Raw genomic sequence first — 15,060 nt, forward strand, 5'->3', positions numbered from 1 at the left:
TTCGCAGCACAAGGCTGCTCCTACAGGAGTTATGCAATTCCCTGTAGGAGCAGCCTTGTGCTGCGAATGCGCCGCAAAGCGGCCCCGGCGATCCCGAATCAATCCTCCGCCCGCAACTGCAACTCCACCATCAAATCGTCCGCCAGGCTCTCCAGCTTCTGCTGCAGTTCATCCAGCGAAAGGGTCAACGGCAGCGCCAGCAATGCATCGGCATGAAACAGCGCCTCGCTGCTCATCGGTGCCGGCCGCACCTCAGTGGTAAACCGCTCAAGGTTCACCCCAAGATCCGCCAGCAACCGGGTAATGTCCCGCACGATCCCCGGCCGGTCATTCCCCACCAGTTCCATGGCAATCGGCTTCCAGGTACACGACGGCTCGATGCCGCTCTCGGCAATCAGCACGCGAATGTCATACCGGGCCAGCCCCTGCAACGATGCCACCAGTTCAGCGTAATTCTCAGCCGGCACCGCCACCCGCAAGATGCCGGCAAACTGCCCGGCCATACGCGACATGCGGCTTTCCAGCCAGTTGCCACTGTGGTCGGCGATGCACTGGGCAATGCGTTCGACCTGGCCGGCCTTGTCAGGGGCGATAACAGTCAGTACAAGATGATCCACAAGCCCTTCCTCGTGTCGGACCGCGCCCGGCGGCAGAAAATCGGGGGATCGAGTCAGTATAGGCAAGGCGCGGCAACCTGCCGCAGGGCGTCCTGCACAACGAATCGTGTACTGTTTCAAGATTTATCTGGAACAATCCACCTGTTTTTTGCGAACATACCCACTCCCAGCGTGACCATACGCGACCAACGGGTCGCATAACGGCGCTTTTAGTCTGATTTTGCCCCGCCTACTGCTTCATGTAGTATCCCGTGGCGCGGACTACAAAACGTCGTTTGGATGTCTGCCAAGGCGCCTGTGAAAATACGCACACTGCCTGCCGGCATGTCTGGCAAGCCGCACCCAGCCGCGCCCGGTACAACCCGGGGGCACGCACTGGTGCCGTGTTTAGAGAAGCGCTACAGGCTTAATACAGAAGAGCGAAATAGCTGAGCAGAGTGAGGCAAGCAATGACTGGATACGTTCAAGTCGGTGGCCTTCAGGTCGCCAAGGTCCTGTACGACTTCGTGAACAACGAAGCCATCCCCGGGACCGGCATCGTCGCCGAGCAGTTCTGGGCGGGTGCAGAGAAGATCATCAATGACCTCGCTCCAAAGAACAAAGCCCTGCTCGCCAAGCGCGACGAGCTGCAAGCCAAGATCGACGCCTACCATCAGGCACGCAAAGGCCAGGCCCACGACGCCGTCGCCTATAAAGCATTCCTCCAGGAAATCGGCTACCTGCTGCCACAAGCCGACGATTTCCAGGCCACCACCCAGAACGTGGACGAAGAAATCGCCCACATGGCCGGCCCGCAGCTGGTGGTGCCGGTAATGAATGCCCGCTTCGCCCTGAACGCCGCCAATGCACGCTGGGGTTCGCTGTATGACGCCCTGTACGGCACCGACGCCATCAGCGATGAAGGCGGCGCCGAAAAAGGCCAGGGTTACAACAAGGTCCGTGGCGACAAGGTCATCGCCTTCGCCCGCGCCTTCCTCGACGAAGCTGCGCCACTGGCTGCCGGCTCGCACGTCGACTCCACCGGCTACCGCATCGAAGGCGGCAAGCTGGTTGTTGCCCTGAAAGGCGGCAGCAACAGCGGCCTGCGTGACGATGCCCAGCTCATCGGCTTCCACGGTGACGCCGCCGCACCAACCGCCGTGCTGCTCAAGCACAACGGCCTGCACTTCGAAATCCAGGTCGATGCCAACACCCCGGTTGGCAGCACCGACGCCGCCAGCGTGAAAGACATCCTGATGGAATCGGCACTGACCACCATCATGGACTGCGAAGACTCGGTTGCCGCCGTCGACGCTGACGACAAGGTTATCGTCTACCGCAACTGGCTGGGCCTGATGAAAGGCGACTTGGCCGAAAGCGTGAGCAAGGGTGGCAAAACCTTCACCCGCACCATGAACCCGGACCGCGAGTACGCCGCGCCCAATGGCGGCAGCGTCACCCTGCATGGCCGTTCGCTGCTGTTCGTACGCAACGTTGGCCACCTGATGACCAACCCGGCGATCCTCGATGCCCAGGGCAACGAAATCCCCGAAGGTATCCAGGACGGCCTGTTCACCAACCTGATCGCCCTGCACAACCTCAACGGCAACACCAGCCGCAAGAACACCCGCACCGGCAGCGTGTACATCGTCAAGCCGAAGATGCATGGCCCGGAAGAAGTCGCTTTCGCCGCCGAAATCTTCAGCCAGGTCGAAGACCTGCTGGGCATGCCACGCAACACCGTCAAGGTCGGCATCATGGACGAGGAGCGCCGTACCACGGTCAACCTCAAGTCCTGCATCAAGGCTGCCGCCGAGCGCGTAGCGTTCATCAACACCGGTTTCCTCGACCGCACTGGCGATGAAATCCACACCTCGATGGAAGCCGGCGCCGTGGTGCGCAAAGGCGCCATGAAAAACGAGAAGTGGATCGGCGCCTACGAGAACAACAACGTCGACGTTGGCCTGGCCACCGGCCTGCAAGGCCGTGCGCAAATCGGCAAAGGCATGTGGGCCATGCCCGACCTGATGGCTGCCATGCTCGAGCAGAAGATCGCCCACCCGCTGGCCGGTGCCAACACCGCCTGGGTGCCGTCGCCGACTGCCGCCACCCTGCACGCCCTGCACTACCACAAGGTGGACGTGCAGGCGCGCCAGCGTGAGCTGGCTTCGCGTACCCCGGCGTCGGTGGACGACATCCTCGCCATCCCGCTGGCCGCCGACACGAACTGGTCGGACGAAGAAATCCGCAACGAGCTGGACAACAACGCTCAGGGCATCCTCGGCTACGTGGTGCGCTGGATCGACCAGGGTGTGGGTTGCTCGAAGGTGCCGGACATCAACAACGTCGGCCTGATGGAAGACCGTGCCACCCTGCGCATTTCTGCCCAGTTGCTGGCCAACTGGCTGCGCCATGGCGTGGTCAGCCAGGATCAGGTGCTGGAAAGCCTCAAGCGCATGGCCGTGGTGGTGGACCAGCAGAACGCCGGTGACGCCCTGTACCGCCCGATGGCGCCGAACTTCGACGACAACGTCGCGTTCCAGGCGGCTGTAGAGTTGGTGGTGGAAGGTGGCAAGCAGCCGAACGGCTACACCGAGCCGGTGCTGCACCGCCGTCGCCGCGAGTTCAAGGCGCGTAACGGGTTGTAAACCGCAAGGGGCCGCTTTGCGGCCCATTCGCGGCACAAGGCCGCTCCTACAGGGGAACGCATAACCCTTGTAGGAGCGGCCTTGTGCCGCGAATGGGCTGCAAAGCAGCCCCTTTGTGCATCACTCTATTTTCAATTCCTTCTTCACCAGTTCCAGCAGCTTGCCCAGGTCCACCGGCTTGAGCAGGAAATCCACCACCCCCAGGTGCATCACGTCCACCGCCTCTTCTACATCGGTGTCGCCCGACACCACGATGATCGACAACGCTGCGCGCTCCGACTCACGAATCGTGCGGATCAAATCCAGGCCATCCTCTGGCTGCATGCGTAAATCCGTGATCATCAAACTGATCCGCTGCTGATAATGCAGGTACAACCTGGCTTCCTCCGCCCCGTCCGCCCCCACCGCATCGATGCCCCGGCTTTTCAGGTACAGGATCAGCGCCTCACGGTTGACCGCGTTGTCATCCACCACCAGCACCAACGGCCTAGGTGCCACAGGCGCACTTACCACGGCCAAGGCCTCACGCTCGGCGTCGCTCAGGATGTCGGTGTGCTCAGGCATGCTCATCTCGTCAAAAAAATTCCGCTTCAGCCTTAGGACCACATTACTCGCGTAACCCGTTTCGCCTTTCGTCGGGTCTTTGACAGGGGCGTTCATAGACTTACGTCCAATGGGCACCACCCCGCCGCAAGCCGACCATGGAGGCAGAGAACAACAAGGCCGGCACCTATATATAGATATATATAGTTCGGCGTAGCGATACGGTCAGTTTCATGAGCAAAAAGGACGCCTACAGCCAGGCGGGCAGGACAGCAGTACTGCAGAACATTCAAGGCACCCTGCAGTTCCTGCAGCGCTTTCCGCCGTTCAACCAGATGGAGCACAGCCACCTGGCCTACCTGGTCGAGCAGTGCCAGCTGCGCTTCTATGCCTGCGGCGAAAGCATCGTCAAACCTGCCGACGGGCCGGTCGAGCACTTCTACATCGTCAAGCAGGGCCGCGTGGTTGGCGAGCGCCAGCACCTGGTCAAGCCTGGGGTGGAAACCACCTTCGAAATCACCAGTGGCGAGTGCTTCCCGCTGGCCGCCCTGCTGGGCGAGCGAGCCACCCGCACCGAGCACCTGGCCGGTGAAGATACCTTCTGCCTGCAGTTGAACAAGGCCGCGTTCATCCGCGTGTTCTCGATGTCTGAAGTGTTTCGGGATTTTGCCCTGCGCGGGGTCAGCAGCCTGCTCGACCAGGTCAACCAGCAGGTGCGACAGCGCGCTGTGGAAACCCTCGGCACCCAGTATTCGCTGAACACGCCCTTGGGTGAGCTGGCCATGCGTCACCCGGTGGTGTGCACGGCACAAACCCCGCTGCGCGAAGCCGTGCGGCTGATGCACGAGCAGCAGGTCGGCAGCATCGTGGTGGTCGACGCGCAGCGCTACCCCACCGGCATCTTCACCCTGCGCGACCTGCGCCAGGTGGTGGCCTCGGCGGATGCCGACCTGGGCGCGCCCATCGAGCGGCACATGACGGTCAAACCCTTCTACCTCAGCCCTCAGGCCAGCGCCTTCGACGCGGCCATGGCCATGACCGAGCGGCATATCGCCCACGTGTGCCTGGTGGAAAACCGGCGCTTGTGCGGGGTGGTTTCCGAGCGTGACCTGTTCTCGCTGCAACGGGTCGACCTGGTGCACCTGGCGCGCACCATCCGCCATGCGCCTCGGCTGGACACCCTGGTCTCGCTGCGCGGGGAAATCAGCCAGCTTGTGGAGCGCATGCTGGCCCATGGCGCATCGTCCACGCAGATCACCCAGATCATCACCCTGCTCAACGACCACACCGTGTGCCGGGTAATCGAGCTGGCGCTGGCCGAGCGCGGCGACCCGGGCGTGCCGTTCAGCTGGTTGTGCTTTGGCAGCGAAGGGCGCCGCGAGCAGACCCTGCACACCGACCAGGACAACGGCATCCTCTTCGAGGCGGCCGACAGCGCTGAAGCCGACGCCATCCGTGCCCGCCTGCTGCCGCTGGCGCAGTACATCAACCAGTGCCTGGCCCAGTGCGGCTTTACCCTGTGCAAGGGCAACGTCATGGCCGGCAACCCTGACCTGTGCCTGTCGCGCAGCGAGTGGGCACGGCGCTTTGCCGGCTTTGTTCGTGAAGCCAGCCCGGAGAACCTGCTGGGTTCGAGCATCTACTTCGACCTGCGCGTGGTGTGGGGCGATGAGCAAGGTTGCGAACAACTGCGCCAACGCCTGTTGGACCAAGTGGCCGACAACCGCATCTTCCAGCGCATGCTGGCCGAAAACGCCTTGCGCCAGCGCCCGCCGGTGGGCCGCCTGCGCGAGTTCGTGCTGACCCGCCAGGGCAATGACAAGGCCGCCACCCTCGACCTCAAGGTTCAGGGCCTGACGCCCTTCGTCGACGGTGCCCGGCTATTGGCGTTGGCCAATGGCGTCGGTGCGTGCAACACCCTGGAGCGGCTGCGCCAGCTGGTGGCCAAGGGCGTGATCGAGCCACTGGATGGCGCGGCCTATGAAGAGGCTTACCACTTCATCCAGCAAACCCGCATGCAGCAGCACCAGCGCCAGGCTCGCGACAACCTGCCTTACTCCAACCGCCTCGACCCGGACAGCCTCAACCACCTGGACCGGCGCATCCTGCGCGAGGCGCTGCGCCAGGCCCAGCGCCTGCAAAGCAGCCTGGCCCTGCGGTACCAGCTATGAGCCTGTTCACCTGGCTGCGCCCCAGCGCGCCCGAACTGGACCCCGCCACACGCCAGCGCCTGAGCCGGTTACCCAAGCCCACGCCGCTGGGGGTATGCACCCTGCGTGAACAGCGCTGGGTGGTGCTGGACCTCGAAACCAGCGGGCTCAACCCCAACCGGGACCAGGTATTGTCGATTGGCGCAGTGGCCATCGAAGACGGCGCCATCGATTTTGCCCAGCAGTTCGAACGCACCCTGCACAGGCCTTTGCAGAAGACCAACGCCAGCGTGCTGATTCATGGCCTGGGCCCTGGCGCCCTGGCCGCCGGTTGCGACCCGGCCGAGGCCCTGCTCGACTTGCTCGATTTCATTGGCAACAGCCCGGTGCTGGCGTTTCATGCGCCCTTCGACCAGCGCATGCTGGCCCGTGCGCTGAAGGAGAGCCTTGGGCATCGTCTGCAGTCACTGTTCCTCGACGTTGCCGAACTGGCGCCGATGCTAAACCCCGACACGGTGCTGCGCGAGGCCGGGCTGGATGACTGGGTGGCGCGGTTTGGTTTGCAGGTTGAAGAGCGCCACCATGCCAGTGCCGATGCCCAAGTGACCGCAGAGCTGGCGCTGATCCTGTTGAGCCAGGCCCGGCGCCAGCAGCTGGACAGCCCATTGCAGCTGGAGCAGCGGTTGCGTGGGTGGCGGCGGCGCAAAGCACAGAGTCATGGCCTGTAGCTTTGCATTGGGCCATCAGCCTTTTCCATGGTGGCAATCCGATAAGCGTCCATTGCACCCACCCCCTCCCCTCTGCAACAATCGCGAATAATTATCGTTAGTTAATGCATTCGTTCCGGGGGGACGCTGCTTGTTTTCAGCACAGAGCCCACACGCCGATCTGGTCGGTGCGCTGTACCGCGACCACCGCGGCTGGCTGCTCGCCTGGCTGCAACGCAGCATGGCCTGCCGCCAACGTGCCGAAGATCTGAGCCAGGACACCTTCGTGCGCCTGCTCGGCCGTGAGCAGCTGGACACGCCCCGCGAACCCCGTGCGTTTCTGGCCGCCGTGGCCAAAGGGCTGATGTTCGACCACTTTCGCCGCGCCGCGCTGGAACAGGCCTATTTGGCCGAGCTGGCGCTGATCCCGGAAGCCGAACAACCTTCCCCGGAAGTGCAGTTGCTGATCCTCGAAGACCTCAAGGCCATCGACCGGCTGCTCGGCAAGCTATCGAGCAAGGCCCGCGCGGCATTCCTGCACAACCGCCTGGACGGCATGGGCCATGGCGAAATCGCCGAGCGCCTGGGTGTGTCGGTGTCGCGGGTGCGCCAGTACATCGCCCAAGGCATGCGCCAGTGCTATGTGGCCCTGTACGGGGAACCGACGTGAGCAATGCACCGGTTTCGTCTCAGGTACTGGAAGCCGCCATCGCCTGGAAACTCAGCCTCGGCGACGCCAGCGGCACGCCCGATGAACGCAACGAATTCATGCGCTGGCATGCCGCCAGCGAAGAACACGCGCGTGCCTGGCGCCAGCTCGGCGCCATGGACCAGCGCGTCAGCGCCGCGGCCGGCCCGGCACGCCAGGCGTTGCTGCAATCACGCGCCAGCCTGCGTCGACGCATCGGCAATGTGGGCGGCGGGCTGGCCGGCATGTTCCTGCTCGGCTCGCTGCTGGCCTGGGTCGGCGCACCGTCGCTGGCCCCAAGCTACTGGCTGGCCGACCAGCGTACCGCTACCGGCGAGCTGCGTACCCTGCGTCTGGAAGACGGCACACTGCTGAGCCTGAACACCCACACCGCCGTAGACATCGACTACGCCGGCGAGCAGCGGGTAATCGTGCTGCATCAGGGCGAGATCTCGGTTGAAACCGGCCACCAGGACCCGCGCCCGCTGCTGGTACGCACCGACGATGGCCGCCTGCGGCCTTTAGGCACGCGCTTTTTGGTGCGCCGCGAAGCCGACGGTACCCGCCTGGAAGTACTGCAAGCCTCGGTTGCAGCCATGCCGCACAACAGTGGCGACGAGCATGTGCTGCGCGAAGGCCAGCAGGTACTGATGAACGCCAACGGCCTCGGCCAGGTCGGCGCAGTACCGGTCGGGGCCGATGCCTGGACCCGCGGCATGCTGGTGGTGGACAACGTGCGGCTGGGCGACTTGCTGGCCGCACTGGGCAAGTACCGCAGCGGCCACCTCGGGGTAGCCGAGCAGGTCGCCGATTTGCGCGTGACTGGCAGCTTCCCGCTGACCAACACCGACTTGGCGCTGGAGTCGCTGGTGCCGGCCTTGCCGGTGAAAATCGAGCGGCATACCCAGTGGTGGGTCAACGTCGTTCCCAAGTAGACCTGTAACGGCCTCTTCGCGGGTGAACCCGCGAAGAGGCCAGTGCAGGCAAATACACATACCAAATAATTCTCAATATTTTTCAGATTTCCCCTGTCACTTTTCAATTCTCGCTCGGCAAGGAAGCAGCAAGCACTTACCCGTCGAGGAACCGCCGCATGTCCCGTGCCGTTGATCGTATCCTGCGCCCCAGCCTGATGGCCCTGGCCATCGGCCTGGCTGCCCCGCTGGCAAGCTCCGCCTTGTTCGCCGCCGAGCTATCCACGCCGCGCGCCTACAACCTGCCCAGCGCGCCGCTAGCCACCACCCTCAACCAGATCGCCAGCCAGGCCGGCATTGCCCTGGCCATCGACCCGGCACTGGTAAGCGGCCGCACCTCGGCCCCGGTAAGCGGCCAGTACGACGGCCTCGGCGCCCTGCAAGCGGCCCTGCGCGGTACCGGCCTGCAGTTGCAACAGAGCAGCGTGGGTAGCTACAGCCTGGTGGCCGTGCCGGACGGCACCCTGGCGCTACCGGAAACCACCGTGGACGCCGCCAGCGTTTCTGAAAGTGCCTGGGGCCCGGTAGAGGGTTACCTGGCCAAGCGCACCGCCGCTGGCACCAAGACCGACACCGCGCTGGTGGAGGCCCCCCGCTCCATCTCCATCGCCACCCGCGAGCAGATGAAAGACCGCGGTGTGCACAGCCTGGATGACGCCGTGCGCTACATGCCCGGCATCGTGTCGGCCAGCTTCGGCAGCGACACGCGCTATGACTGGATGCGCGTTCGCGGCTTCGAGCCCACCCAGTTCCTCGATGGCCTGCCGCTGCCACGCGGCGTGTACGCCAACCCGAAAGCCGAAACCTGGAACCTCGACCGCCTCGCCCTGCTGCGTGGCCCGGCCTCCTCGATCTATGGCCAAACCCCGCCCGGCGGCCTGCTGGACATGGTCAGCCGTCGCCCGCAAGCCGAAAGCGAGCACGAGATCGAACTGCAGTACGGCAGCGACAACCATCGCCAGATCAACTTTGCCAGCACTGGCAAGATCGACGATGAAGGCCGCTTCCTGTACGGCGTCAGCGGTGTGATCCGCGACGGCGGCACGCAGATCGACCACATCGACGACAAGCGCTACAACATCGCCCCGAGCCTGACCTGGAACATTGACGAAGACACCACGCTGACCTTCCTCACCCAGTTCACCCGCGACGATACCGGCGCCACCAGCCAGTTCCGGCCAATCCAGGGCACCAAGATCGACATGCCGTTCGGCAAGATCTCGCACCACAAGAACCTGGGTGACCCGGACTACGAATTCTACGACCGTACCTACTACGCCCTGGGCTACGCCTTCGAACACCGCATCAACGACGTGTGGCAGTTCCGTCAGAATTTGCGTTACACCAAGACAGACCTGGCGTTCCAGACCATCACACCAGGCAGCTACTACCAGCCCGGCGGCCCGGTGAAAGACGATGGCACGGTAAGCCGCATGTCCACCAACACTGACGAAGACATCAGCCAGTTCGCCGTGGACAACAACTTCCAGGCAGATTTCGCCACCGGTGACATCACCCACACCCTGCTGCTCGGCCTGGACCACCAGCGCATCAACACCAATTACCTGTCGATCTTCGGCTTCAACGTGCCGGACAGCAACGTCAACAACCCGGTCTACGGGGTGCCGATCACCCGCCCGGACCGCTCGACGGCGTTCTACGACTACAACCAGAAATCCCGCCAGACCGGCTTGTATGTTCAGGACCAGATGGCGCTCGGCAATTGGCGCCTGACCTTGGGCGGTCGTGAGGACTGGGTACATACCGGTACCAGGTATCTCAACCAGGGTGATGCCACCAATACCCAGCGCGACAAGAAGTTCAGCGGCAACGCGGCTCTCAGCTACGTGTTCGATTCGGGCTTCGTGCCGTACCTCTCGTATGCCGAGTCCTTCCAACCTGCCAGCAATGCCAGCGCCTCTGCGACCGAGTCGTTCAAGCCGACCGAGGGGCAGCAGTGGGAGTTGGGCGTCAAGTACCAGCCACCGGGCTCCAACACGCTGCTGTCGGCAGCTGTGTATGACCTGACCCAGAAGAACGTCTCGGTCACCAACAACGTGGGTGGCGTAACCGTCACCAGCCAGAGCGGCGAAGTGAAAGTCCACGGCCTTGAGCTTGAAGCAGTTTCCGACGTTACCGAAAACCTGAAAGTGATTGCCGCTTACACCTTGGCCAAATCTGAAGTGCAGGACGGCCTCTACAAAGGTAACCGCCTGCAATTGATGCCTAACCAGCAAGCCTCGGTATGGAGTGACTACACCTGGCACGCCGGCGTGCTCGACGGCTTCGGCATCGGCCTGGGCGCGCGCTATACCGGCAATACCTACGGTGACCAGGGCAATACCTACCTGGGCAAGGCCAAGGCCTACACCGTGTTCGACGCATCGGTGCATTACGACCTGGGTCGCCTGGACAGCAGCCTGAAGGGCGCGTCGGTGGCGGTCAATGCCACCAACTTGCTGAACAAGGATTACCTCTCTACCTGTGACTCGTACTACTGCTACTACGGCGATGAGCGCAGTGTTGTCGCCAGCGCCACTTACAAGTTCTGAGTGAGCGGGGGCCGCTTTGCGGCCCTCGATCCAACAGACAAAAATCGGTACCGTGATGAAAAGCCCAACCATCCGCCGCTGGTCCGTGATCCATACCTGGAGCAGCCTGGTCTGTACCCTGTTCCTGTTGTTGCTGGCACTCACCGGCCTGCCGCTGATCTTCCACCACGAACTCGAACACCTGCTCGGCGACGCCCCCGAACTGCGTGAAATGCCAGCTGGCACCCCGCACCTCGACCTGCAGCAGCTTGTACTGAAAGCCGAACAACACCGTCCCGGCGAGGTGGTGCAGTACTTCGGCTACGAGGAGGACGAACCCAACGGCGTGGTGGCCATCACCGCCGCTACCGCTGGCACCGACCCCAACCTGTCGCACACCTTCATGCTCGACGCCCGCACCGGCGAAGCAGTGGCCATGCCGGCTGCCAATGGCGGCTTCATGATGATCATGCTGCGCCTGCACGTGGACATGTTCGCCGGCCTGCCTGGCAAGCTGCTGCTGGCCTTCATGGGCGTGCTGTTCATCGTCGCGATTGTCTCCGGCACCGTGCTCTATGCGCCGTTCATGCGCCGTCTGGCGTTCGGCACCGTGCGCCACGAAAAGTCCCGCCGCCTGCGCTGGCTCGACCTGCATAACCTGATCGGCGCAGTTACCCTGGCCTGGGCGTTGACCGTGGGCGTGACGGGCGTGATCAGTGCCCTGTCCGACCTGGTCATCGCGGCCTGGCGCAACGACAGCCTGGCAGCGATGGTTGCCCCCTACCGCGACGCGCCGCCGCTCGTCGATCGCGCCCCAGCCACTCGCCTGCTGGAAATTGCCGAACAGGCCGCCCCCGGCATGCGCCCGGACTTCATCGCTTTTCCAGGCACACGGTTCTCCAGCGAGCACCACTATGCGGTATTCATGAACGGTGCCACACACCTGAGTTCTCACCTGTTCACGCCGGTATTGATCGATGCTCGCACCCTTGCTGTGACTGCCGTAGGCGACCGTCCCTGGTACATGGATGCCATGGGCCTGTCGCAGCCGTTGCATTTCGGCGATTACGGCGGGCGACCGATGCAAATCCTCTGGGCTTTGCTGGACGTGCTGACAATCATCGTGCTCGGCAGCGGCCTCTACCTGTGGTGGGGCAAGCAGCGCAAACCCAGGGAGGTGCGCGCATGAGCCACAGGTCGCAATCCACTGCACGCCTCTTCGCCTGGCCGGCGTTGATGGCCATGTTTGGGTTCCTGGGCCTGTTCGCCGCACTGCTCGGCGACGGTGGCTGGGACGTTCTGGCATGGGCCGGCCTGGGCCTGCCGGCCCTGTTGAGCCTGCGCGGGCTGCTCTGGCGTCGGGGGCGCTAGCCCGCTACCGCCACGCAACCGCAGGTATTGCCAAGCATGGGGTTTTCCTCAACCAAGGACCCGCCCCATGCGCCCCCTCGAACAACTGGAACAGATCGACCGACAGATCAGTGACCTGCTCGGCGGCCTTCCGACGATTGACCTTCAGCACCCCATCAACCCCGACACACGCACCTGGTTGCACGGCGAACTGGCCAGCTTCTGGACCACGGCCGATGAGCAAGGCGAAACCCCAAGACAAAAGCTGCTGGCACTGCGCAAGGCGCTGATGCTGGCCGAGGTTGAATTGCGCCTGGGCGACGAGACCTTGGGCTACCGCTCAGCCGATCAACTATGGGCCTGCCTGCAACAGCCACTACCCTCCCAGCGCAGGCATATGCCCCTGGCCAAAAGGCCACAGGTCTACCGCGTGCTGCTGGAAGGCCTACGGCCCAACTGGCGAAGCTACCTGCCAGGCACACTGATCATCGTTGCCGGCACCGCCGAGGGCCCTATGCTCACACCCGAGGATGCCGCAGGCATGGCCTTGCTGTGCAGCCTCTCACAAGGCATTGAAGCCTTCGAGTCCCTTGCCGCGCTGCACCAGGAGCTTTGCGAACGCCTGGAAGACCCACTCCAGAGCAAACCGCTGCTGCATCTGTACACTGACGCGCAGGCGGACCGCGTGCGGCTGTCACAGCGCCTGCGCTATGACTGGTACGCCGATAGCCTGCTGGAGGCCCAGATCGACAGTGTGATAGAAGCCCAGCGCCAACGCTTGAGTGACACCGGCTTGTGGAGCAGCTCACCCCACCAGCACACCCGAATACATAAAGCCATGGAGCTCTGGCACGAAGTCGGCGCCAAACCCATCCTGCAGACACGTTACTCCCGATTGCTTGAGAAGAACCTGCCGAACTGGCTGCGCAATACATCTGCGCAAGGCCTGAGCCATATGATGCAGGCGATGCAAGAGCTGGTGGCAATCGCCGAGCAGGCTGCCGCCCCGGGAGTGCTGAGCTTCAACGACTTCAAGCAACGCAATAGCCTGCTGGGCTGGGCCAACGCACGCCTTCGCGAGCGACTGCGCCATGACCTGGGGTACGCCGCAGATCCCCGCGATATCAAGATCGTGGTCGTGCGTACCCGCCGCACTGGCGCCGTCATGCATCCCTTCGCCATCTCGTCCTATGTCACCTATGCAGGCATGCGACGCGTGGGCGACGAGATGGTCGAAATGGTCGAGGAAATAAACACCTTCGAAGAGATCGCCCTCAAGAACTTGCCGTGGTTCGATACCGACTACTGGCTTACTGCCCGGGTGATCCATGCCCATGGCAAAGCCATGCCCGCCGGGCTCACGCCGCAGTATGTCAAGCACATGGTCCGGGAACTGAACGTGGGTGACAGTTACGCAGAGTACCTGCGCACCCAACTCATCAGTTCCAGAGCGGGCAAATGGCGCCTCACTGCGCACAGCAAGGTCAACCGTGCACGCATGCACGCTGAAGCAGTCAAGGCGCGCTACGCAGGGCACTTTGGCGAAGACCCTTTCGAACACGGCTACAACTGGGTGCGCGCAGTGCTGGACCAACCACACAATGCCTTGCGTGCGCCGGTAGCAGGCTACCCGGTCACTGTCCGGCAGCTGAACATCATGGGCCATACCCTGCAGGGCGTACTTCTGCTCAACAGCATCACCTACAAGTCTCCGGCATGTGTGCTGTACACCCCGGATGCCCCGGACCGCAGGGCCTGGCGGCGTTTCCGAACAACCCGCGAACTGCTTCGCACATTGCGCCAACAGCCCGCATTGAGAGCATACGTAGCCCAGCGCCTGCCATTGCTACCTGCCGTCACGGTGCAGCGGCTGCTGGACAAGGGGCGCATGAGCACGCATTTGACGACACCTGAGATCAAGGACGACCTTTTCTTCGTTTACTACATGGCCGAAGCCCGGGCGCTGATCGCTCAGGCCGATGCCGACAGCATGACGACCAGGGAAGTGAACGTGGAATCGGTCATAGCGCTGAGCTGGCGCTTACTGGACTTCATCAGCCTGCTGCTGCCGAACCGTCCGCTGCTGGTGCTGTCGATCGGCCGCATGGCAATCGATATCTGGGACGGCGCCGAGGCTTTCAAGCAAGAGGATGTCGAAGGGGTGATGCGGCATGCGTATCAGGCGCTTAGCCACCTCAACGATGCGGGTACCAGTTTTCTGGGTTCCAGAGTGCTACGCCGATCCCTGCGCGGGATCCCCAAACAACCGCCACTGCCGCTGCCCGCACGCCAACAGGTACAACCGGGCAGCAGCAGCCTGCGCTATCGCATAGACGGTATATACGGTGAAGGTGTATACGAGCAAAGCTCGGTGTTTGGCGGGCAATCGCTGTACTTCGTCAAGGACAAAGACAACCGGTATTACCAGGTCAGCTTCGATGGCTACCGCTGGCGGGCCATCGACCCTGCCCAGCCAGACGCCTACCTGCAGCAGCCGCTCAAGCGCAAGGCCGACGGGCAGTGGGTCATCGACTCACCGGTACTCTGGTACGACGGGCTGCCCGACCTTAAGCAGTTACTGCAAGACTGCTACCTGCAGGTGCCTGTGGCTGGCCTGCCACTGAACATCGAACAAGGGCTTTTCGAGGCTGACGATCAGTTGTACCTGGGGCTCGAGAACGGGCAGTTGCCGGTGCGCCGCCACCTGCTGCCGGATCATTACCACTTGCAGATGGCTAGCCCCGACAACGCCGGGGTGGTGCCGTGGGCGGTGATGCGTCACGAAAACGGCCAGTGGCTGATACGCGTTCGCCAGGCAGGGCGCAGCAGTGACTGGCTGACACTGCCAGACCAACCACCACCAGCCCAATAAA

Annotated in this window: 11 protein-coding genes; 9 read left to right on the forward strand and 2 right to left on the reverse strand. The window is 63.1% G+C overall.

Annotated elements, in window-relative coordinates:
* Nucleotides 1-98: 98 nt before the first annotated feature.
* Complete coding sequence (locus SB765_RS18300; protein WP_341797370.1) at nt 99-617, reverse strand: glycine cleavage system protein R; 519 nt, start codon at nt 615-617, stop codon at nt 99-101.
* A gap of 449 nt (nt 618-1,066) precedes the next feature.
* Here SB765_RS18300 and SB765_RS18305 point away from each other — a divergent pair, with 449 nt between their 5' ends.
* Nucleotides 1,067-3,244 (forward strand): malate synthase G, encoded by a 2,178-nt coding sequence (locus SB765_RS18305; RefSeq protein ID WP_341797369.1) that lies wholly within the window; start codon nt 1,067-1,069, stop codon nt 3,242-3,244.
* 120 nt (nt 3,245-3,364) lie between these two features.
* Here the strand turns inward: SB765_RS18305 and SB765_RS18310 are convergent, their stop codons facing one another.
* Nucleotides 3,365-3,904 (reverse strand): response regulator, encoded by a 540-nt coding sequence (locus tag SB765_RS18310; protein ID WP_341797368.1) that lies wholly within the window; start codon nt 3,902-3,904, stop codon nt 3,365-3,367.
* Between the two features lie 116 nt (nt 3,905-4,020).
* On the opposite strand from SB765_RS18310, the gene SB765_RS18315 reads away from it, so the two are divergent.
* The 8 genes from SB765_RS18315 (at nt 4,021) to SB765_RS18350 (ending at nt 15,059) form a co-directional block, all read left to right on the forward strand.
* Nucleotides 4,021-5,958 (forward strand): DUF294 nucleotidyltransferase-like domain-containing protein, encoded by a 1,938-nt coding sequence (locus SB765_RS18315; protein WP_341797367.1) that lies wholly within the window; start codon nt 4,021-4,023, stop codon nt 5,956-5,958.
* Nucleotides 5,955-6,665: a PolC-type DNA polymerase III gene (locus SB765_RS18320; protein WP_341797366.1), complete on the forward strand. Its 711-nt coding sequence runs from the start codon at nt 5,955-5,957 to the stop codon at nt 6,663-6,665. Before SB765_RS18315 ends, SB765_RS18320 begins: the two co-directional genes overlap by 4 nt.
* A gap of 130 nt (nt 6,666-6,795) precedes the next feature.
* On the forward strand, nt 6,796-7,314 hold the full coding sequence (locus SB765_RS18325; RefSeq protein ID WP_341797365.1) for an RNA polymerase sigma factor: 519 nt from the start codon (nt 6,796-6,798) through the stop codon (nt 7,312-7,314).
* Complete coding sequence (locus SB765_RS18330; protein WP_410911142.1) at nt 7,311-8,267, forward strand: FecR domain-containing protein; 957 nt, start codon at nt 7,311-7,313, stop codon at nt 8,265-8,267. Before SB765_RS18325 ends, SB765_RS18330 begins: the two co-directional genes overlap by 4 nt.
* Before the next feature lie 158 nt (nt 8,268-8,425).
* Nucleotides 8,426-10,858 carry a TonB-dependent siderophore receptor gene (locus tag SB765_RS18335; protein WP_410911141.1) on the forward strand — a complete coding sequence of 811 codons (2,433 nt, stop codon included), beginning with the start codon at nt 8,426-8,428 and terminating at the stop codon, nt 10,856-10,858.
* 55 nt (nt 10,859-10,913) lie between these two features.
* Nucleotides 10,914-12,026, forward strand: coding sequence for a PepSY-associated TM helix domain-containing protein (locus tag SB765_RS18340; RefSeq protein WP_061203606.1), 1,113 nt, complete (start codon nt 10,914-10,916; stop codon nt 12,024-12,026).
* On the forward strand, nt 12,023-12,208 hold the full coding sequence (locus SB765_RS18345; protein ID WP_410911140.1) for a hypothetical protein: 186 nt from the start codon (nt 12,023-12,025) through the stop codon (nt 12,206-12,208). The genes SB765_RS18340 and SB765_RS18345 overlap by 4 nt, the downstream gene beginning before the upstream one ends.
* A 67-nt stretch (nt 12,209-12,275) precedes the next feature.
* Nucleotides 12,276-15,059: a dermonecrotic toxin domain-containing protein gene (locus SB765_RS18350; RefSeq protein ID WP_410911139.1), complete on the forward strand. Its 2,784-nt coding sequence runs from the start codon at nt 12,276-12,278 to the stop codon at nt 15,057-15,059.
* Nucleotide 15,060: the final 1 nt, after the last annotated feature.

Source organism: Pseudomonas sp. SIMBA_067 (assembly GCF_046534675.1).
Classification (GTDB): Bacteria; Pseudomonadota; Gammaproteobacteria; order Pseudomonadales; family Pseudomonadaceae; genus Aquipseudomonas; species Aquipseudomonas putida.